Below are 20,280 nucleotides of genomic sequence, written 5' to 3'. Positions count from 1 at the left end.
TTACCTCTCGTGTTTACTCCCAGAAATCCCTTGCGGGATCGAGCACCGGGCGAATAATGCCCGCACGCACCGTAAAGTCGCCGAAGCCTTCACCCGCTTCGCGCTCTTTCGCCCAGCGCCCGACAAGCTCGTCGATAGAATCAAGAATTTCCGGCTCGGTGATGTTCTCACGGAACATGCGCGGAATACGCGTTCCGATACGGTTGCCGCCGAGGTGCAGGTTATAGCGACCCGGCGCTTTACCCACCAGACCCAGCTCGGCCAGCATCGCACGGCCACAGCCGTTCGGGCAGCCGGTGACACGCATAACAATATGCTCGTCCGGAATACCGTGTTTTTCCAGAATCGCTTCTACCTTATCGGTGAATGACGGCAGGAAACGCTCTGCTTCTGCCATCGCCAGCGGGCAGGTCGGGAACGACACGCAGGCCATGGAGTTTTCACGCTGAGGCTTCACCGCGTCCATCAACCCATGGTCGCGCGCCAGTTTCTCAATCTTCGCTTTCTGGCTTTCCGGCACGCCGGCAACGATCAGGTTCTGGTTAGCGGTGATACGGAATTCACCTTTATGGATCTTCGCAATTTCCAGCAGACCGGTTTTCAGCGGGCGGCCCGGATAATCAAGAATACGGCCGTTTTCAATAAACAGCGTCAGGTGCCATTTATTGTCGATGCCTTTAACCCAGCCAATACGATCGCCACGTCCCGTAAATTCATACGGACGGATCGGCTCAAATTTAATCCCCGCGCGACGCTCCACTTCCGCTTTGAACGTCTCTACGCCCACGCGCTCCAGGGTGTATTTGGTTTTCGCGTTTTTACGATCCGTACGGTTACCCCAGTCGCGCTGCGTGGTGACAACCGCTTCAGCCACGGCCAGCGTGTGCTCCAGCGGCAGGAAACCAAACTCGCTTGCGGTGCGGGCATAGGTTTTCTTGTTACCGTGTTCGATGGAGAGACCGCCGCCCACCAGCAGGTTAAAGCCCACCAGCTTGCCATTTTCGGCAATCGCCACGAAGTTCATGTCGTTGGCGTGCAGATCGATATCGTTCTGCGGCGGGATCACCACGGTGGTTTTGAACTTACGCGGCAGATAGGTCTGGCCGAGGATCGGTTCTTCGTCAGTGGTGGCCACTTTTTCCTGATCGAGCCAGATCTCCGCATAGGCGCGGGTGCGTGGCAGCAGGTGCTCAGAGATCTTCTTCGCCCACTCATAGGCTTCGGCGTGCAGCTCGGACTCATACGGGTTCGAGGTGCAGAGCACGTTACGGTTCATGTCGTTGGCCGTGGCCAGCGCGTCCAGCCCGACAGAGTGCAGCATCTGGTGTACCGGCTTCACGTTCTTCTTCAGAATGCCGTGGAACTGGAAGGTCTGACGGTTGGTCAGACGGATGCTGCCATAAAGGGTATTTTCACCCGCAAACTTATCGATCGCCTGCCACTGTTTCGTGGTGATCACCCCGCCCGGAAGACGGCAGCGCAGCAGCATCGCATGACGCGGCTCCAGCTTCTGTTCTGCACGTTCGGCGCGGATATCACGGTCGTCCTGCTGATACATACCGTGGAAACGGATCAGCAGAAAGTTGTCGCCTTTAAAGCCGCCGGTGAGACCGTCATTCAGATCTTCAGCAATGGTGCCGCGCAGATAGTTGCTTTCCAGCTTCATGCGCTCGGCGTCTGTCAGTTTACCTTCGACCACCAGTGGCCCTGGATGTTTTTCGCTCATTAGTAGACATCTCGCTGATAACGGCGCTCAACGCGCAGCTCACTTAAAAATTCATCCGCCGTTTCGGCATCCATACCGCCGAATTCGGCAATCACTTCCAGCAATGCCTGCTCAACGTCTTTCGCCATGCGATTGGCGTCGCCGCAGACATAAATGTGGGCACCGTCATTGATCCAGCGCCACAGCTCTGCGCCCTGTTCGCGCAGTTTGTCTTGTACGTATACTTTTTCTTGCTGATCGCGGGACCAGGCCAGGTCGATGCGCGTCAGGACACCTTCTTTGACGTAACGCTGCCACTCAACCTGGTAGAGGAAATCTTCCGTAAAGTGCGGGTTGCCGAAGAACAACCAGTTTTTACCCGGCGCCTCATCTGCAGCGCGCTGCTGCATAAAGGCGCGGAATGGTGCAATACCGGTACCCGGCCCAATCATGATGACCGGTGTTTCCGGGTTCATAGGCAGACGGAAGTTGTCGTTGTGCTCGATAAACACGCGCACTTCACCGTCTTCCTCCACGCGATCGGCCAGGAAGCTTGATGCCCCGCCCGCACGGGCACGGCCTTCGATGTCATAACGCACCACGCCCACGGTGATATGCACTTCGCTCTCCACTTCGGCCTGCGAAGAGGCAATGGAGTAGAGGCGCGGCGTCAGCGGACGCAGCAGGCCAATTAGCGCATCCGCATCCAGCTGTGCCGGAGAGAAACGCACCATATCGACAATCGGCGTCGTCGCGGCGTAATGCTGCAGCTTCGCCTTATCCCCCACCAGAGGCAGCAGCGATTCACTGCGCGTTAAGGTGGCGTAATTTTCAACGATGTTTGGCGTGTTGACCGTCAGCTCGAAATGCCACTGCAGCGCCTCAGAGAGCGGTTGCGTGTTACCGTCGACGGTGACAGGCTCATCGCCTTTCAGCCACAGCAGTTCGACCAGTTCTTTAACCAGCGCCGGATCGTTCTGGTACCAGATCCCAAGTGCATCGCCCGGCTGGTAACGCAGACCGGAATCACCGAGATCGATTTCAATATGCCGCACGTCTTTCTCAGAGGCGCGACCGGTAATTTTCTGATTAACCGCCAGGCTCGCTGCCAGCGGTGCCTCTTTGGTAAACGGGCTGGTGTGAATATCATTGACTGCACCCGCCGCGGTGACGGCAGCCTGCGCTGGCGTCTCTTTTGGCACGCGTGCTTTCAGCACGTCAACGATGCGCGCACGCCATTCAGCGGCGGCGGTCTGGTATTCCACATCCGCATCAACGCGGTCCAGCAGGCGCTCAGCGCCCAGTTCCGCCAGTTTGCTGTCGAAATCTTTACCGGACTGGCAGAAAAATTCGTAGGAGGTGTCGCCCAGGCCAAACACGGCAAACGCCGTCCCGTTCAGTTTTGGGGCTTTTTTCGAGAACAGGAACTTATGCAGGGCCACCGCTTCTTCAGCCGGTTCACCCTCACCCTGGGTTGAAGCCACCACCACCAGCAGTTTTTCGGACGCGATCTGTTTGAATTTATAGTCCCCGGCGTTCACCAGGTTCACGTTCAGTTTGGCGGCCAGCAGGTCGTCGCGCAGCGCTTCGGCCACACGGCGAGCATTGCCCGTCTGCGAGGCAGAAATCAGCGTAATCGCCGGAATTTCTACCGCAGTTGCCGGTGCAGCAGCCACAGCGCCCGGTTGCTGGTTAAGCATTCCCCAGAAATAGCCGGAGACCCAGGCAAGCTGGGTGGGAGAAAAATCAGAGGTGGCAGCCTGAAGGCGCGCCAGTTGCTCCGGGTTCAGGGGAAGCAAATTTGAAGGTGGGGCCTGTGTTGTCATGCGTCGTTATGTTCCAGTAGCCAAGCGGACTTTAAGCGAATAAATCCAAACTGAAGATAAGGTTAACGGCGAGGATAATAACAATTAAAGAAGGGATGGAAATAATAAATAACCAAATGGACTAACCTGTTTTAGTTATCGTTCTTAGCGATAAAAACGATTAACTAACCCATTGAAATTTAATCATAAAACAGTAGTCCTTTCTCGTATGCACCACGTTGCGGCAACAGAGCCGTTTTAGTTAATGATAAAAATTGTGCTTTCCGGTACTATGCGGCGGTTTTTTCCGCATTACTGAGAGCAATAATGTCCACCACACTGTTTAAAGATTTCACCTTCGAAGCCGCCCACCACCTTCCGCATGTTCCTGAAGGGCATAAATGTGGCCGTCTGCACGGGCACTCGTTTATGGTGCGTCTTGAGATAACCGGTGACGTCGATCCGCATACCGGTTGGATCATGGACTTTGCCGAGCTGAAGGCGGCATTCAAACCGACCTACGATCGTCTGGATCACTACTATCTGAATGATATCCCGGGCCTTGAAAACCCGACCAGTGAAGTGCTGGCTAAATGGATTTGGGATCAGATGAAACCGCAGGTGCCTCTGCTGAGCGCGGTGATGATCAAAGAGACCTGCACCGCGGGCTGTATCTATCGCGGTGAGTAAAAAAAGCCCGGAATATCCGGGCTTTTTTTTAGGCGATGTTCAGGTACTTGTGCGTCTGCATCGACAGCCGCCAGTTGCGGGCAATACAGGTTTCAATACACAGGCGCGTGGCATCCTCTTTCTGGCTGATAGGCTGCAGCGCGATGATCCGCTGCTTTTCATCCGTCAGCGTGGCGAGCAGTTCATCCAGCGCTTCGATATCACGCACGCGGCCAACCGGGTGTTTGATCTCATCAGCACGCTCCAGCGCCTGAGAGAGTACATCGTAGCCGCCGCGCATGTTAACTTTCGGCGAAACCGTCACCCAGGTGGTGTGAGAACAGCGCACTTCATGCGTGCCGCTGGTTTCAATCTGACAGCTGTAGCCGTTCTTTTCGAGCAGCTCGGTCAGTGGCGTCAGGTCGTGGATGCAGGGTTCACCCCCGGTAATCACCACGTGGCGCGCCGTCCAGCCCTGACGGCCAATGATCGCCAGCAGATCTTCTGCACTTCCCGCGCCCCACTTATCGCTCTCTTTGGTTTTAGCCAGAATGCTAAACAGCGACACTTCCCGATCTGCGAGTTTATCCCACGTATGTTTGGTATCACACCAGGCACAGCCAACCGGGCATCCCTGTAATCGAATAAAGATGGCGGGAACGCCGGTAAAGTAACCCTCGCCTTGCAGGGTCTGGAACATCTCGTTAATCGGGTACTGCATAGTCATCTCAGTTAAGGGGATAAACGATAAGTATCGCAGATCCCCGTCAGATGGTCATGCTCCATCGGTGCTTTGAGCGCCAATCGCTGCCATAAACCGCGCAGTAATTTGCTGTGGACGGGTGATGGCCCCGCCGACAACGACCATAAAGGCACCAAGTTCCAGGCACCTCGCCGCCCGTTCAGGTGTGTCAACGTTGCCTTCGGCCACCACGGGAATGTCGACGGCAGCCAGCACCTCTTTCAGAAACGCGCAGTCATTGTCCGGTAGCGCATGGCCTGCGGTTTCTGTCGTATAACCGTAAAGCGTGGTCCCCACACAATCAAAACCCAGCGCCTGCGCCGTCACGGCCTCTTCTGTTGTGGAAATATCCGCCATCAGGCGTACCGACGGGTACCGCGTGCGGATATGCGCGACCAGCGTCGCCAGGTCTTCGCCGCCAGGGCGCTGTCGCGCAGTCGCATCCAGGGCAATGATTTCCGGAGAAACCGTCATCAGCTCATCCACTTCTTTCATCGTGGCGGTGATAAACACCTCACTATCCGGATAATCGCGTTTGATGATGCCGATAACCGGCAGCGCTACCTGCTGCTTGATGGCTTCGATGTCCACCACGCTATTGGCACGGATCGCTGCCGCCCCACCCTGCGCGGCGGCCAGCGCCATTCGTGACATAATAAACGCGCTATGCAGAGGTTCATTCTCCAGCGCCTGGCAGGAGACGACCAGTTTTCCCTTCAGGTTATCCAGTACAGTTTTCATTACGATAAGATCTCTTCCACTTCGTTTTTAATAATCGTGACATGCGGCCCATAAATGACCTGAACACCGTTGCCGCGGACGATAACGCCACGCGCGCCGGTCGCTTTCAGCGCCGATTCATTCACTTTGCTGCCATCCTTCACCGTGACGCGAAGGCGCGTCGCGCAGCAGTCCACCTCTTCGAGATTGTCTTTGCCACCTAACCCGGCGATCACCGCAACGGCACGCTCGCTCTGCGACAAGGTCACTTCATCCGCCATCGCCTCTTTCTCACGGCCCGGCGTGGCAAAATCAAAGCGATTAATCAGATAGCGGAACGTAAAGTAGTAGAGGAAGAACCACGGCACCCCTACCAGCGGTACGAACATCCAGTGGGTTTTGGCCTCGCCCTGGAGAATGCCGAACAGCACGAAGTCGATAAAACCGCCTGAGAAGGTTTGCCCGATAGTGATGTGTAAAATATGGGCGAGCATAAACGCCAGCCCGTCAAACAGGGCGTGAATGACGTACAGCACCGGTGCAACAAAAAGGAATGAGAACTCAATAGGTTCAGTAATTCCCGTCAGGAACGAGGTCAATGCCGCCGAAAGTAACAGCCCCGCGACGCGTTTTTTGTTCTCCGGCTTTGCCGTGTGGTACATCGCGAGGCAGGCACCCAGCAGACCAAACATCATCGTGATGAAACGTCCGGACATGAAACGCGACGTGCCTTCATAAAACTGGCGTGTAGTCGGGTCAGCAAGCTGGGCGAAGAAGATCCGCTGCGTACCTTCTACCAGCTGACCGTTAACGATCTCGCTGCCGCCAAGCGCGGTCGTCCAGAAGGGAAGATAGAAGATGTGGTGTAAACCAAACGGCCCGAGCATGCGCAAAATGAAACCGTACAGCATAGTCCCCAGATAACCGGTGGCATCCACAAGCCCGCCCAGACCGAAGATCAGCTTCTGGAAATGCGGCCAGATGACGGTCATTAATGCCCCGACAAGTATTGCCGCCAGCGAGCTGACGATCGGTACAAAACGTGAACCGCCAAAGAAACTCAGGAACTGCGGAAGCGCGATCTTATTGAACCGATGATGTAACGCGCAGGTCACAAGCCCGATGACGACCCCACCAAATACGCCGGTTTCCAGCGTCTGGATCCCCAGCGTCATTCCCTGCCCTACGGCACCCGGGTTCTCAAGCGCCAGTTTTCCCGTCAGGATCAGCAGCGCATTGATGGTGGCATTCATCACCAGAAAAGCGAGCAATGCCGCCAGCCCCGCGGTTCCTTTATCATTTTTTGCCAGCCCGACGGCGACCCCGACAGCAAAAAGCACCGAGAGGTTGGCGAACACAATCGAACCGGCACTGCTCATAATGGTAAAGATGGCCTGCAGCCACGCAACATCTAAAAACGGGTAGGCCGTGAGGGTATTGGGATTTGATAACGCGCCTCCAATCCCCAGCAACAAACCCGCCGCGGGCAAGACGGCGATGGGCAACATAAATGATTTGCCAAAGCGCTGCGCTTTCTCAAACCATCCGCCAGAAGAAGCCCCACTGAACATTTGCATCATTTTTTCATCCCCTCGTGTATAGATGAAAATTTTTACCACATTAATTATTGATAGTGAAAATTATCATCAATAACCAGGAGGACGATCATACTTTTTCGAAATGACTGGCATCTTTCCCCCGCTTTCCGCCACACTAGTCGACAGAAGAATGCATTAAGGATCTCGCATGTCAGACCATGAAAACCTGCTGCTGAAGCTACGCCAGGAGGCTTCCGGGTACAGCCCAACGCAACGAAAACTGGGTGAGTTTGTCCTCAACGATCCTGCCCGGGTGCTTTACCTGACGATCACTGAGCTGGCGCGCGAAAGTCATACCAGTGAGGCCAGCGTGACGCGTCTTTGCCGCACACTGGGCTGTAAGGGGTACACGGAATTCAAAATGGCGCTTGCGCTGGACATTCAGCAGGGTCAGCCAGAGCGTCAGGCCGGCGATGAAATTGATAGCGTAGTGGAAGAGTCTGTACAGGCTCTGCAGGATACCGCCAGACTGCTCGACAGAGCACTGCTGGAAAAGGCGGCACAGGCGCTGCATCAGGCGCAGTCAGTCCAGATTTATGGGGTCGCTGCCAGTGCGATCCTCGGCGAGTATCTGCATTATAAGCTGTTGCGCCTGGGCAAACCTGTGCAGCTCTTCAGCGATATGCACCGTGCAGCCATGAATGCGACCACCCTCTCTAAAGCGTCGCTGGTGGTAGCCATCTCCAGTTCAGGCTCAACACGGGATTTACTTCACGTCGTAAAACTTGCGCGCAAACGTGGCGTCCCCGTGCTGGCGCTCAGCAATACGCCGCGTAGCCCGCTGGCGTCCCTTAGCGATATGCTACTGGTTGCAGCCAAACCCGAGGGGCCGCTTAGCGCAGGCGCACTCAATGCCAAAGTGGGTGTTATGCTGCTGGTCGAGTTGCTTACCCACTCCCTTATTGCAATAGACGGTCATTACGGCGAGGTCAGCCAACAAACCGCCAGCGCAACGCTTCCTCTGTTGCTGTAAAAAACCTTCGCAGGCTATATATCAATAGCCTGCGAGTTCGTTATTTTAAGTGTACTTAAGCATTCGTTAAATTATTTACCGCATCAATGAATGATGTTACAAAGTATTTTTATAATTACATTTTGACTTAATATCCCCACGACACAGGAAGCACGTTTATAATATACAAATCAGTAAGTTAAAATAAATATCTTGATAAATTGAATTTTCTTCCCTCCTGCAATGTCCAATCTCATCCCCTGAATTCCTTACCTTAAAATAAGCTTAAGAAACGGTAAGGCTGGCCATTTTTTTATTTAAACGCCGTTTACTTTCGCCCGCCTACAATCCGCCTCATCAATCATAATGAGACGGTATCAATGAAAACCTTACTGATTACAGGCGTGACCGGATTTCTGGGTGGTGCAGTACTTGAAAAAATCCTGACCGGCGAGAGCGCCGTAAATTTACTTCTGCTTGCGCGCGCCAGCGACCCGCAAGGTGGGCTGGCGCGAGTACAGGAGAATATGCGTAAGTTCAACGTGCCTGAGCATGCACTGGCCTCGCTGAGCGTGGAGAATATCCTCATTGGCGATCTCAGCCAGCCGGAAGCCTTCCTGAACGATCCGCGTCTTGAACAGGTGACGCATGTCGTTAACTGCGCGGCCGTCGCGTCATTTGGCAACAATCCGCTTATCTGGAAGGTGAACGTCGAGGGCACCCTGGCGCTGGCGCGCCGCATGGAACGGGTGTCGACCCTACAGCGCTTCCTGCACGTTGGCACGGCGATGTCCTGCACGCCGGAGCAGGATTCGCTGGTCGCCGAAAGTGCAGAATTCAGAGAGAACGCCGAGCATCTGGTGGAATATACCTATTCGAAATCCACCATTGAACAGCTGATGCGCCAGCACTGTCCTGGCCTGCCGCTGCTCATCGCCCGCCCGTCTATCGTCGTCGGCCATACCCGTCACGGCTGCACGCCTTCAAGCAGTATTTTCTGGGTCTTTAGCATGGGGTTAATGCTGCAAAAATTCATGTGTTCGATGGAAGACAAAATCGATGTCGTTCCGGTGGACTATTGTGCCGACGCGCTGTTAATGCTGCTTACCAGTGATGCACGTTCAGGGGAAGTGGTACATATTTCTGCCGGGGAAGAGAACAGCGTTCGCTTTGCTGATATTGATAAGGCAATGGCGCAGGCGTTGGAGAAAGCCCCTGTCGGAGATCGATACGCTCAGGTAAGTTACGAAACGCTGGTCAGAATGCGCCGCGAACTGAAGGATATTTTTGGGCCGTGCAACGAGCGCCTGATGCTGAAAGCAATGCGTTTATACGGTGCTTTTGCCACACTCAACGTGCGCTTCAGCAATGATAAGCTGCTTAGCATGGGCATGCCTAAGCCACCCCGCTTTACGGACTATATTGCCCGCTGCGTGCAAACCACTCAGGGGCTGACCATTCCGGAACAAATGGCGGTCGATTTTAAATAGCCAAAAAAAATGCCAGTCTTACGACTGGCATTTTCATTTTAAGGCTTAGCGATTATGCCTGGCCTTTGATCTCTTTACGACCGTTGTATGGTGCTTTTTCGCCCAGTGCTTCTTCGATACGAATCAGCTGGTTGTATTTAGCAACACGGTCAGAACGGCTCATAGAACCGGTCTTGATCTGGCCAGCCGCGGTACCAACAGCCAGGTCAGCGATGGTAGCGTCTTCAGTTTCGCCAGAACGGTGAGAGATAACAGCGGTGTAGCCAGCGTCTTTCGCCATTTTGATCGCAGCCAGCGTTTCGGTCAGAGAACCGATCTGGTTGAATTTGATCAGGATGGAGTTAACGATGCCTTTCTCGATGCCTTCTTTCAGGATCTTGGTGTTGGTTACGAACAGGTCGTCACCCACCAGCTGGATTTTGTCGCCCAGTACTTTAGTCTGGTATGCGAAGCCATCCCAGTCAGACTCGTCCAGACCGTCTTCGATAGAAACGATTGGGTACTGTTTGGTCAGGTCTTCCAGGAAGTGAGTGAACTCTTCAGAGGTGAACGCTTTGTTGCCTTCGCCAGCCAGAACGTATTTACCGTCTTTGTAGAATTCAGACGCTGCACAGTCCATCGCCAGAGTGATGTCTTTGCCCAGCTCGTAGCCTGCTGCTTTAACCGCTTCAGCGATAACAGCCAGTGCTTCTGCGTTAGAACCCAGGTTTGGCGCATAGCCACCTTCGTCACCAACAGCAGTGTTCATACCTTTAGCTTTCAGAACTTTAGCCAGGTTGTGGAACACTTCAGAACCCATACGTACTGCTTCTTTCAGGGATTTCGCGCCAACTGGCTGAATCATAAATTCCTGAATATCAACGTTGTTGTCTGCGTGCTCACCACCGTTGATGATGTTCATCATCGGTACAGGCATGGAGTATTTGCCTGGAGTGCCGTTCAGTTCAGCGATGTGTTCGAACAGTGGCATACCTTTAGCAGCCGCTGCAGCTTTGGCGTTCGCCAGGGAAACGGCCAGGATTGCGTTAGCACCGAAGTTAGATTTGTTTTCAGTACCGTCCAGATCGATCATGATCTTGTCGATGCCAGCCTGGTCTTTAGCGTCTTTGCCAATGATTGCCTGAGCAATAGGGCCGTTTACGGCGCCAACAGCTTTCAGTACGCCTTTGCCCATGAAACGGGATTTGTCGCCATCGCGCAGTTCCAGCGCTTCGCGGGAACCAGTAGAAGCACCTGACGGAGCAGCTGCCATACCGACGAAACCACCTTCCAGGTGAACTTCGGCTTCAACGGTCGGGTTACCACGGGAGTCGATGATTTCACGACCGATGACTTTAACGATTTTGGACATTAGATTTTCCTCAGTACAAGTTAAACTAAAACTCCAGACAAACAACGCGTACCAGGGGTACGCGTTGCCGTTCTAACTTTTTTTACTTCGCCTGACGCTTCTGGTAATCGCTGGCGGCTTTCACAAAGCCTGCAAACAGCGGATGCCCGTCACGTGGCGTTGAAGTAAATTCCGGGTGGAACTGGCAGGCGACAAACCACGGATGGTTTGGCACTTCGATGATCTCGACTAACTGATCATCCCCGGAGCGGCCCGCAACACGCAGACCCGCAGCTTCAATTTGTTTCAACAACATGTTGTTGACTTCATAGCGGTGACGATGACGTTCGGTGATAACCGGCTCGCCATACAGCTTGCGAACGACGCTATCGTCGGACAGCTGGCAGGCCTGTGCGCCAAGACGCATCGTGCCACCCAGGTCGCTCTTCTCGGTACGGACTTCGACGTTACCTTCTTCGTCGCGCCATTCAGTGATAAGCGCCACGACAGGGTACTTACAGTCTGGCACAAATTCCGTAGAGTTCGCGTTTTCCATTCCCGCTACGTTGCGCGCAAATTCGATCAGCGCAACCTGCATACCCAGGCAGATACCGAGGTATGGAATATTGTTTTCACGCGCATAGCGTGCGGTGGCGATCTTGCCTTCTACACCACGGTAGCCGAAGCCGCCAGGGATAAGGATCGCATCCAGATCTTTCAGAATTTCAACGCCACGCGTTTCAACATCCTGCGAATCAATCAGCTTGATGTTAACGGAGACGCGGTTCTTCAGACCACCGTGTTTCAGCGCTTCGATAACTGACTTATAGGCATCTGGCAGTTCAATGTACTTGCCAACCATGCCGATAGTCACTTCGCCAGCCGGATTCGCTTCTTCGTAAATAACCTGTTCCCATTCAGACAGGTTAGCTTCCGGACAGTTCAAGCTGAATCGTTTACAAATATAATCGTCCAGGCCCTGTGATTTCAACAGGCCCGGGATTTTATAAATGGAATCGACATCTTTCATTGAAATAACGGCTTTTTCCGGCACGTTACAGAACAATGCAATTTTCGCGCGTTCGTTCGCCGGAACCGCGCGATCGGAACGGCAAACCAGGATGTCTGGCTGAATACCGATGGAGAGCAACTCTTTAACGGAGTGCTGAGTAGGTTTGGTTTTCACTTCACCTGCGGCTGCCATATAAGGCACCAGCGTCAGGTGCATGAACAGCGCGTTTTCACGGCCAATATCAACCGCCAGCTGACGAATCGCTTCCAGGAATGGCAGGGATTCGATATCACCCACGGTACCGCCGATTTCAACCAGCACCACGTCGTGGCCTTCGCCGCCCGCAATAATGCGTTCTTTGATAGCGTTAGTGATGTGTGGGATAACCTGAACGGTAGCACCAAGATAATCACCACGGCGCTCTTTACGCAGAACGTCGGAGTAGATGCGGCCTGTCGTGAAGTTGTTACGACGGGTCATTTTAGTGCGGATGAAACGCTCGTAGTGGCCAAGATCCAGATCGGTTTCAGCGCCGTCTTCAGTAACGAACACTTCCCCGTGTTGGATTGGACTCATGGTGCCCGGATCGACGTTGATGTACGGATCCAGTTTCATCATGGTCACATTGAGGCCACGGGCTTCAAGAATGGCTGCGAGGGAGGCTGCGGCAATGCCTTTACCCAGAGAGGATACGACCCCGCCGGTCACAAAAATATAGTTCGTTGTCATGCTGAACCTGAGAAGTTAGGGTGAAACGATGGAATAACCAGGACGGGAAAGTAGTATACCCGAACACGGCGAGCGCCACAAACTTTCATTCTCCGTCTCCTGTCCAGCCAATGACAAACATAAGGAGTGAGAAAATAGCCCCTTTTGGGTAAATGTTTTTGACGCAAATCAAGCGCTTGTCATTTAAAAAATCACACAAATTGCGCTTGATCGCAAAATTTCGTTAGAGATCAGTTTCCTGGCGTTTTACTTCTTGCCAGACTTCTTCCATCGCATCGAGGTCAATTCCGCTCATTTCCAGGCCACGCGAGGCCACAATCCGCTCAACTTCGCGAAAGCGTCGTTCGAACTTAATGTTGGCTTTTTGCAGGGCGGTTTCCGCTTTTACACCCAGATGGCGAGAAAGGTTGACGGTCGCGAACAGCAAATCGCCCATCTCTTCTTCAAGCTTTGCTTCATCTACCACAGCCTGTTGCGCTTCGTGCATCACTTCGTCGATCTCTTCATGCACTTTTTCCAGCACCGGGCCAAGAGACGTCCAGTCAAAGCCAACCGCGGAGCAGCGTTTCTGAATTTTATGCGCGCGCATCAGCGCAGGCAGGTTCAGGGGAATGTCATCCAGTGCCGAGTGCTGGGATTTCTCCGCGCGCTCGGCGCTTTTAATCTGTTCCCAGCGCGCCAGCACTTCCGCGCTATCGCCTGCGGTGGCATCGCTAAAGATATGCGGATGACGGCGTTCCAGTTTGTCGCTGATGGCAGCGCAGATGTCGTCGAAGTTAAAACGCCCCTCTTCCTGCGCCATTTGCGCATAGAACACCACCTGGAACAGCAGGTCACCCAGTTCGCCACGCAGGTCGTCAAAATCCTCGCGTGAAATGGCGTCCAGCACTTCATAGGTCTCTTCGAGGGTGTACGGGGCGATGGTGGCGAAAGTCTGCTCTTTGTCCCACGGGCAGCCGTTTTCCGGATCGCGCAGGCGTTTCATGATGCCAAGCAGGCGGTCAATTTGGGTCATAATTCTGTCCTGATTAAAAATAAATGCCGGGTAAAGGCTACGCCTTACCCGGCTTACAGAAAGGTGGGCTTACCCGCCGTGCAGACGACGTGCGTCAATCACATCCGGGACCTGGTTCAGTTTGCCAAGCACGCGGCCCAGCACCTGCAGGTTGTAGATTTCGATGGTCATATCGATGGTGGCAAGCTGCTCGCGCGTATCGCTGCGGCTGGCCACGCCCAGCACGTTGACCTTTTCGTTCGCGAGAATGGTCGTAATATCACGCAGCAGGCCGCTACGGTCGTTTGCGGTGACGCGAACCACCAGCGAGTACCCCGCCGAGTAGCTCTCGCCCCAGACCGCTTCCACAATACGTTCCGGTGCATGCGACTGCAGCTCAGCAAGCTGGTCGCAGTCTGAACGGTGAATGGAAATCCCGCGTCCCTGAGTGATAAAGCCAACGATATCATCACCCGGGATTGGCTGGCAGCAGCGGGCAATGTGGTGCATCAGATTACCCACCCCTTCCACCACAACGCGGCCATTGTCTTTGCTGCGCTGTTGTGGCGCATAGGTTTTCTGCTGCAGCTGCTTCAGCGCCGCCGCATCCTGCTCCGCCGCGCTTGGCTTGTTGAACTGCGCCTGCAGGAAGTTCACCATCTGATTAAGACGGATATCACCGCCGCCAATCGCCGCCAGCAGCTCATCCAGCTCGTTGAAGTTGTAGCGCGGCAGCAGGAATTTCTCGGCCTCTTTCAGGCTTATGCCGATATGTTCCAGCTCGTCGTCGAGGATCTGGCGACCGGCAAGAATGTTCTTGTCACGATCCTGCTTACGGAACCAGGCGTGAATTTTTGAGCGCCCGCGGCTGGTGGTAACATAGCCCAGGTTCGGGTTAAGCCAGTCACGGCTCGGGTTAGGCTGCTTCTGCGTGATGATTTCAATCTGGTCGCCCATCTGCAGCTGATAGGTAAACGGTACGATACGCCCGCCGATTTTCGCCCCGATGCAGCGGTGCCCCACATCACTGTGGATGTGATAGGCAAAGTCCAGCGGCGTGGAGCCTGCTGGCAGGTCGACCACGTCACCTTTCGGCGTAAAGACGTAGACCCGGTCGTCAAAGACCTGGCTTCGCACTTCATCCAGCATTTCGCCGGAATCCGCCATCTCTTCCTGCCACGCAATCAGCTTACGCAGCCAGGCAATGCGGTCTTCATGACCAGAGCGCACGCCACCTGACGTCCCCTCTTTGTATTTCCAGTGCGCCGCGACGCCAAGCTCAGCGTCCTCGTGCATCTGTTTGGTACGAATTTGAATCTCGACCGTTTTGCCGCCAGGCCCCAGCACCACGGTATGAATAGACTGATAGCCGTTAGGTTTCGGGTTCGCGACATAGTCATCGAATTCATCCGGAAGATGGCGGAAGTGAGTATGTACTATCCCTAACGCGGCGTAGCAATCCTGCAGACGCTCCGCAACGATGCGCACGGCGCGCACGTCAAACAGCTCATCAAAGGCGAGATGTTTCTTCTGCATTTTGCGCCAGATGCTGTAGATGTGCTTGGGTCGACCATAGACTTCGGCCCGCACGTTCTCTTCTTTCATCGACTGGCGCAATCCGCTGACGAACTCCTCAATATAGTGCTCGCGGTCAATGCGGCGCTCGTGCAGGAGTTTTGCAATCCGCTTATATTCTGCCGGGTGCAGGTAACGGAAGCAGTAATCCTCCAGCTCCCATTTCAGTTGACCAATCCCTAAGCGGTTCGCCAGCGGTGCATAGATGTTCGTACACTCTTTCGCGGCCAGTACGCGCTCGTCTTCCGGCGCATCTTTTACTTCGCGCAGGTGGGCAACGCGTTCAGCGAGCTTGATGACCACGCAGCGGAAATCGTCCACCATGGCCAGCAGCATCCGGCGAACGTTATCAACTTGCTCCGAGGAGACGGAATCGGTATGTGCGGCTTTGAGCTGGCGGATTGCCGCCATATCCCGTACGCCGTGGATCAACGCCACGACGGATTGCCCGACGCTGTCGCGCAGCACGTCTTCAGTGACGACATCCGCATCGGCAAGAGGGAACAAAAGCGCGGCCTGCAGCGTTTCGATATCCATGTTCAGCATGGATAAGATTTCAACCATCTCCACGCCGCGCCACAATAACAGTTCGGCGTCAGGATGCCCCAGAGTGGTGCGCTGACAGTAGGCCCAGGTTTCGGTTAAGCGTTCACACGACTGCTGGCTGGAAATCCCCAGACTTGCTATCCATTTTTGTGGGTCAAACTCCCCAGCTTTATTAAGATGTGCACTTCTTACCGCAACCATTGTCCTCTCCTTTAGGGACCAGGGCCTGTCGAAGTCGACAAGCCAAACTAATTAGATGTGCTCAAACAACACCATCGATTCCAGATGCCCAGTGTGCGGGAACATGTCCAGCATTGCCAGACGCTGAATCTGGTAACCCGCACGGATTAATGCCTCACTGTCTCGGGCAAGCGTTGCCGGGTTACAGGAAACATAGACCACGCGCCTGGGCGCGAGTTTAATTATATGTTGCATTACACCCGGTGCACCTGCGCGCGCCGGGTCGAGAAGAATTTTGTCAAACCCCTGCGTCGCCCACGGCTGCTGCGTCACATCTTCCTCAAGATTTTGGTGAAAGAATGTCACATTTTGCAAGCCGTTCTGTCGTGCGTTCTCCTGCCCTTTAGCCACCAGCGCCTCAACGCCTTCGACACCCACAACGCTTGCCGCCTGCCGGGCCAAAGGCAGCGTGAAATTGCCCATTCCGCAAAACAGGTCAAGTACCCGATCGCTCTTCTGCACATCGAGCCACATCAGCGCTTTCTCAATCATTTGCTGATTGACGCCATCATTTACCTGAATGAAATCGCGCGGACTGAACGTTAAGCGTAGCCCGTTTGACGCATACCAGGGCGCTTCACCTGTCAGTTGCTCAAGTATCTCGCTTTGGGGGGCAAGGAAAAGCGCCAGCTCGTGGGAATGCGAAAAGCGTTCCAGTTTTTCGCGATCTTTTTTCGACAGCGGCGCGGTGTGGCGCAGCACCATCAGCGGGCCATTGTTGGCCATGACCAGTTCGACGTGCCCGAGGTGACGAACGCCGTCCAGTCCGCAGAGGCAGGCGTGCACGTCAGGAAGCAATGCCTCAAGATGGGGCACCAAAATGGGGCACTGCCTGATATCGACGATATCGCTGGAGCTGGCTTTGCGAAACCCCATCTCCAGCCGCTCAGTTTTTGGCTGATAGCTCAGGCTCAAACGCGCGCGACGACGATAGCCCCAGGGCTGGTCGGCGATGATCTCGTTGACGTCGTGCTTAAGCAGGCGGGCCAGGGCGCTGCTTTTACTTTTTTGCTGTAATTCTGTGCTGACATGCTGTTGCTGGCAGCCACCGCAGACGCCAAAATGCGGGCAGCGAGGCTTCACGCGGTCCGGGCTATCGTTATGACGCTGCTTAACCTGCCCGCGTGCAAACTGGCGTTTATCTTCCGTCAGCGTAATTTCTGCTCGTTCTGTTGGCAGTAAACCTGTTATAAACAGTGTCTTACCATTATGACGCGCAACCCCCTGGCCAAAGGGATCGAGGTCAGTGGCTTCAACAGTTATGATCTGACGCGTCGTCACGCGTCGCTTTGCAGAGTAGAATTGCGCCATCGCCGAGATTTTTCTCACATAAACATAATTATCCTAATTGTCCCATAACGGAACGCCATGACCAACTACAGCCTGCGCGCGCGCATGATGATTTTGATCCTCGCCCCCACCGTTCTCATCGGTTTGCTGCTGAGTATCTTTTTTGTGGTGCACCGCTATAACGATTTGCAGCGGCAACTGGAAGATGCCGGTGCCAGCATTATCGAACCGCTGGCCGTCTCCAGTGAGTATGGGATGAACCTGCAAAACCGCGAATCGATAGGTCAGTTAATCAGCGTGCTGCACCGCCGTCATTCGGATATCGTGCGTGCCATCTCCGTTTACGACGAGCATAACCGCCTCTTTGTCACCTCGAATTTTCATCTGGATCCAGCGGCCCTGAAAATTCCTGACGGTACGCCCTTCCCGCGCCACCTCACCGTGCTGCGACGCGGCGATATCATGATCCTGCGCACCCCGATTATTTCGGAAAGCTATTCACCCGATGAATCCGCCCAATCTGACGCCAAATCCAGCGACAATATGCTCGGATATGTGGCGCTGGAGCTGGATCTCAAGTCGGTGCGTCTGCAGCAGTACAAAGAAATTTTCATCTCCGGCGTTATGATGCTGTTCTGTATCGGGATTGCACTTATCTTCGGCTGGCGCCTGATGCGTGACGTGACGGGGCCCATTCGCAACATGGTTAACACCGTCGACCGCATTCGCCGGGGTCAGCTCGACAGCCGGGTGGAAGGGTTTATGCTGGGCGAGCTCGATATGCTCAAAAACGGCATTAACTCGATGGCGATGTCGCTGGCAGCGTATCACGAAGAGATGCAGCACAACGTCGACCAGGCGACCTCTGACCTGCGCGAAACCCTGGAGCAGATGGAGATTCAGAACGTTGAGCTGGATCTGGCGAAAAAACGCGCGCAGGAAGCCGCACGTATCAAATCCGAGTTCCTCGCGAATATGTCCCACGAGCTGCGTACGCCGCTCAATGGCGTGATTGGCTTTACCCGTCTGACGCTAAAAAGCGAGCTGAACCCAACCCAGCGCGATCATCTGCACACCATTGAGCGCTCGGCCAACAACCTGCTGGCGATCATCAACGACGTGCTGGACTTCTCCAAGCTGGAAGCCGGCAAGCTGATCCTGGAGAGCATCCCGTTCCCGCTGCGCAGCACGCTCGATGAAGTGGTGACGCTGCTCGCACACTCGTCGCACGATAAAGGCCTGGAGCTGACGCTCAACATTAAAAATGACGTGCCGGATAACGTCATTGGCGACCCGCTGCGCCTGCAGCAGGTGATTACAAACCTTGTCGGTAACGCCATCAAATTCACCGAAAGCGGCAACATTGATATTCTGGTGGAAAAGCGCTCCATCAGTAATAACAAGGTTCAGATTGAAGTTCAGATCCGCGATACCGGCATCGGTATTCCGGAGCGGGATCAGTCCCGTCTGTTCCAGGCGTTTCGTCAGGCCGATGCAAGTATTTCCAGACGTCATGGCGGCACGGGGCTGGGTCTGGTTATCACACAGAAACTGGTTAAGGAGATGGGGGGAGATATCTCTTTCCACAGCCAGCCAAACCGGGGCTCCACGTTCTGGTTCCATATCAATCTGGACCTTAACCCGAACGTGCTGACCGACGGTCCGGTAACCAATTGCCTGAAAGGAATGCGCCTTGCCTACGTTGAGCCGAACACCGCAGCGGCGCAGTGTACGCTTGATATCTTAAGCACCACGCCGCTGGAGGTGATCTACAGTCCTACCTTCTCAGCGCTTGCCGTGGAGCATTACGACATCCTGCTGTTGGGGGTCCCGGTCACCTTTACCGGCGAGCTCACTATGCAACAGGAACGGCTGGCGAAAGCCGCATCGATGACCGACTACCTGCTGCTGGCCCTGCCGTGTCATGCCCAGATCAATGCGGAAGAGTTAAAAAATGACGGGGCCGCCGCCTGCCTGCTTAAGCCACTTACCGCGACCCGCCTGCTGCCAGCACTGACGGAATACTGTCGTCTGAGCCAGCACGTCCTGCCGCTGATTGACGATGAACAAAAATTGCCGATGAGCGTTATGGCGGTGGATGATAATCCGGCCAACCTGAAGCTGATTGGCGTGTTGCTTGAAGATCAGGTTCAGCACGTAGAGCTGTGTACCAGCGGTGCGCAGGCGGTTGAGCATGCGAAACAGATGCAGTTCGATTTAATTCTGATGGATATTCAGATGCCCGGCATGGATGGCATTCGTGCCTGCGAGCTGATCCGTCAGCTCCCGCATCAGCAGCAAACGCCGGTGATTGCGGTCACCGCTCATGCGATGGCCGGCCAGAAAGAGAAGCTGCTGAGCGCCGGAATGAATGATTATCTGGCCAAACCTATTGACGAAGAGAAGCTGCATAGCCTGCTGTTACGCTATAAGCCGGGGCATATCGGCGGAACGTACACGGTATCGTCCGAACCGGTGGAAATCAGCGTCAATCAAAACGCCACCTTTGACTGGCAGCTTGCGCTGCGCCAGGCGGCGGGTAAGCCTGATTTGGCCCGCGATATGCTGCAAATGCTGGTCGCGTTTCTGCCGGAAATTCGTAATAAGGTCGAAGAGCAGCTGGTGGGTGAAAACCCGGAAGATCTGCTGGAAGCCATTCATAAGCTGCACGGTAGCTGCGGCTACAGCGGTGTGCCGCGGCTGAAGAATCTCTGCCAGCTGCTGGAGCAACAGCTTCGCGCGGGCACGCCGGAAACAGATCTTGAACCGGAATTTCTGGAGCTGCTGGATGAGATGGATAATGTGACGCGGGAAGCCATGAAGGTGTTAGGCAACTAGCGTTGCCCTCTCCCGCCGGGAGAGGGCAAACAGGATTGCCCGCCG

At 54.5% G+C, this 20,280-nt stretch carries 14 protein-coding genes; 4 read left to right on the top strand and 10 right to left on the bottom strand.

Annotated features, from left to right (window positions below; genetic code table 11):
• Nucleotides 1–13: 13 nt before the first annotated feature.
• Together cysI and cysJ are read right to left on the bottom strand one after the other, a co-directional pair.
• On the bottom strand, nucleotides 14–1,726 hold the full coding sequence (cysI, locus tag BH714_RS21875; protein WP_014171402.1) for an assimilatory sulfite reductase (NADPH) hemoprotein subunit: 1,713 nt from the start codon (nucleotides 1,724–1,726) through the stop codon (nucleotides 14–16).
• Nucleotides 1,726–3,531, bottom strand: a complete 1,806-nt coding sequence (gene cysJ, locus BH714_RS21870; RefSeq protein ID WP_040018906.1) for an NADPH-dependent assimilatory sulfite reductase flavoprotein subunit — start codon at nucleotides 3,529–3,531, stop codon at nucleotides 1,726–1,728. Before cysJ ends, cysI begins: the two co-directional genes overlap by 1 nt.
• 306 nt (nucleotides 3,532–3,837) lie before the next feature.
• On the opposite strand from cysJ, the gene queD reads away from it, so the two are divergent.
• Nucleotides 3,838–4,200, top strand: a complete 363-nt coding sequence (queD, locus tag BH714_RS21865; RefSeq protein ID WP_014171404.1) for a 6-carboxytetrahydropterin synthase QueD — start codon at nucleotides 3,838–3,840, stop codon at nucleotides 4,198–4,200.
• A gap of 28 nt (nucleotides 4,201–4,228) precedes the next feature.
• Here the strand turns inward: queD and queE are convergent, their stop codons facing one another.
• From queE to BH714_RS21850, 3 genes are read right to left on the bottom strand one after another with little or no spacing between them, the layout of a single operon-like run.
• Nucleotides 4,229–4,900, bottom strand: a complete 672-nt coding sequence (queE, locus tag BH714_RS21860; RefSeq protein ID WP_020883810.1) for a 7-carboxy-7-deazaguanine synthase QueE — start codon at nucleotides 4,898–4,900, stop codon at nucleotides 4,229–4,231.
• 54 nt (nucleotides 4,901–4,954) lie between these two features.
• Nucleotides 4,955–5,662 (bottom strand): N-acetylmannosamine-6-phosphate 2-epimerase, encoded by a 708-nt coding sequence (locus BH714_RS21855; RefSeq protein ID WP_025203360.1) that lies wholly within the window; start codon nucleotides 5,660–5,662, stop codon nucleotides 4,955–4,957.
• Nucleotides 5,662–7,221 carry a maltose/glucose-specific PTS transporter subunit IIC gene (locus BH714_RS21850; protein ID WP_040018905.1) on the bottom strand — a complete coding sequence of 520 codons (1,560 nt, stop codon included), beginning with the start codon at nucleotides 7,219–7,221 and terminating at the stop codon, nucleotides 5,662–5,664. Before BH714_RS21850 ends, BH714_RS21855 begins: the two co-directional genes overlap by 1 nt.
• Nucleotides 7,222–7,387: 166 nt before the next feature.
• Between BH714_RS21850 and BH714_RS21845 the strand changes: the two genes are divergently transcribed.
• Complete coding sequence (locus tag BH714_RS21845) at nucleotides 7,388–8,212, top strand: MurR/RpiR family transcriptional regulator (RefSeq protein WP_020883807.1); 825 nt, start codon at nucleotides 7,388–7,390, stop codon at nucleotides 8,210–8,212.
• A 359-nt stretch (nucleotides 8,213–8,571) separates the two neighbouring features.
• On the top strand, nucleotides 8,572–9,681 hold the full coding sequence (locus BH714_RS21840; protein WP_040018904.1) for an SDR family oxidoreductase: 1,110 nt from the start codon (nucleotides 8,572–8,574) through the stop codon (nucleotides 9,679–9,681).
• Between the two features lie 52 nt (nucleotides 9,682–9,733).
• On the opposite strand, the gene eno is transcribed toward BH714_RS21840, so the two are convergent.
• The 5 genes from eno to rlmD all read right to left on the bottom strand — a co-directional run bounded on the left by eno (nucleotide 9,734) and on the right by rlmD (nucleotide 17,418).
• Nucleotides 9,734–11,032, bottom strand: coding sequence for a phosphopyruvate hydratase (eno, locus tag BH714_RS21835; RefSeq protein ID WP_014885045.1), 1,299 nt, complete (start codon nucleotides 11,030–11,032; stop codon nucleotides 9,734–9,736).
• Nucleotides 11,033–11,114: 82 nt separating this feature from the next.
• On the bottom strand, nucleotides 11,115–12,752 hold the full coding sequence (gene pyrG / locus BH714_RS21830; protein ID WP_014171412.1) for a glutamine hydrolyzing CTP synthase: 1,638 nt from the start codon (nucleotides 12,750–12,752) through the stop codon (nucleotides 11,115–11,117).
• Between the two features lie 223 nt (nucleotides 12,753–12,975).
• Nucleotides 12,976–13,767, bottom strand: a complete 792-nt coding sequence (gene mazG / locus BH714_RS21825; RefSeq protein ID WP_032680388.1) for a nucleoside triphosphate pyrophosphohydrolase — start codon at nucleotides 13,765–13,767, stop codon at nucleotides 12,976–12,978.
• Nucleotides 13,768–13,836: 69 nt separating this feature from the next.
• Nucleotides 13,837–16,068, bottom strand: a complete 2,232-nt coding sequence (gene relA / locus BH714_RS21820; protein WP_014171414.1) for a GTP diphosphokinase — start codon at nucleotides 16,066–16,068, stop codon at nucleotides 13,837–13,839.
• A gap of 51 nt (nucleotides 16,069–16,119) precedes the next feature.
• The gene (rlmD, locus tag BH714_RS21815) at nucleotides 16,120–17,418 is read right to left on the bottom strand and encodes a 23S rRNA (uracil(1939)-C(5))-methyltransferase RlmD (RefSeq protein WP_040018903.1); all 1,299 of its coding nucleotides are present in this window, start codon (nucleotides 17,416–17,418) and stop codon (nucleotides 16,120–16,122) included.
• Between the two features lie 57 nt (nucleotides 17,419–17,475).
• Here rlmD and barA point away from each other — a divergent pair, with 57 nt between their 5' ends.
• Nucleotides 17,476–20,235 (top strand): two-component sensor histidine kinase BarA, encoded by a 2,760-nt coding sequence (gene barA, locus BH714_RS21810; protein WP_040018902.1) that lies wholly within the window; start codon nucleotides 17,476–17,478, stop codon nucleotides 20,233–20,235.
• The last annotated feature ends 45 nt before the right edge of the window (nucleotides 20,236–20,280 follow it).

The sequence above is a fragment of the Enterobacter ludwigii genome (assembly GCF_001750725.1).
GTDB classification, from domain to species: domain Bacteria; phylum Pseudomonadota; class Gammaproteobacteria; order Enterobacterales; family Enterobacteriaceae; genus Enterobacter; species Enterobacter ludwigii.
This window is presented reverse-complemented; position numbering and strand designations above follow the sequence as displayed.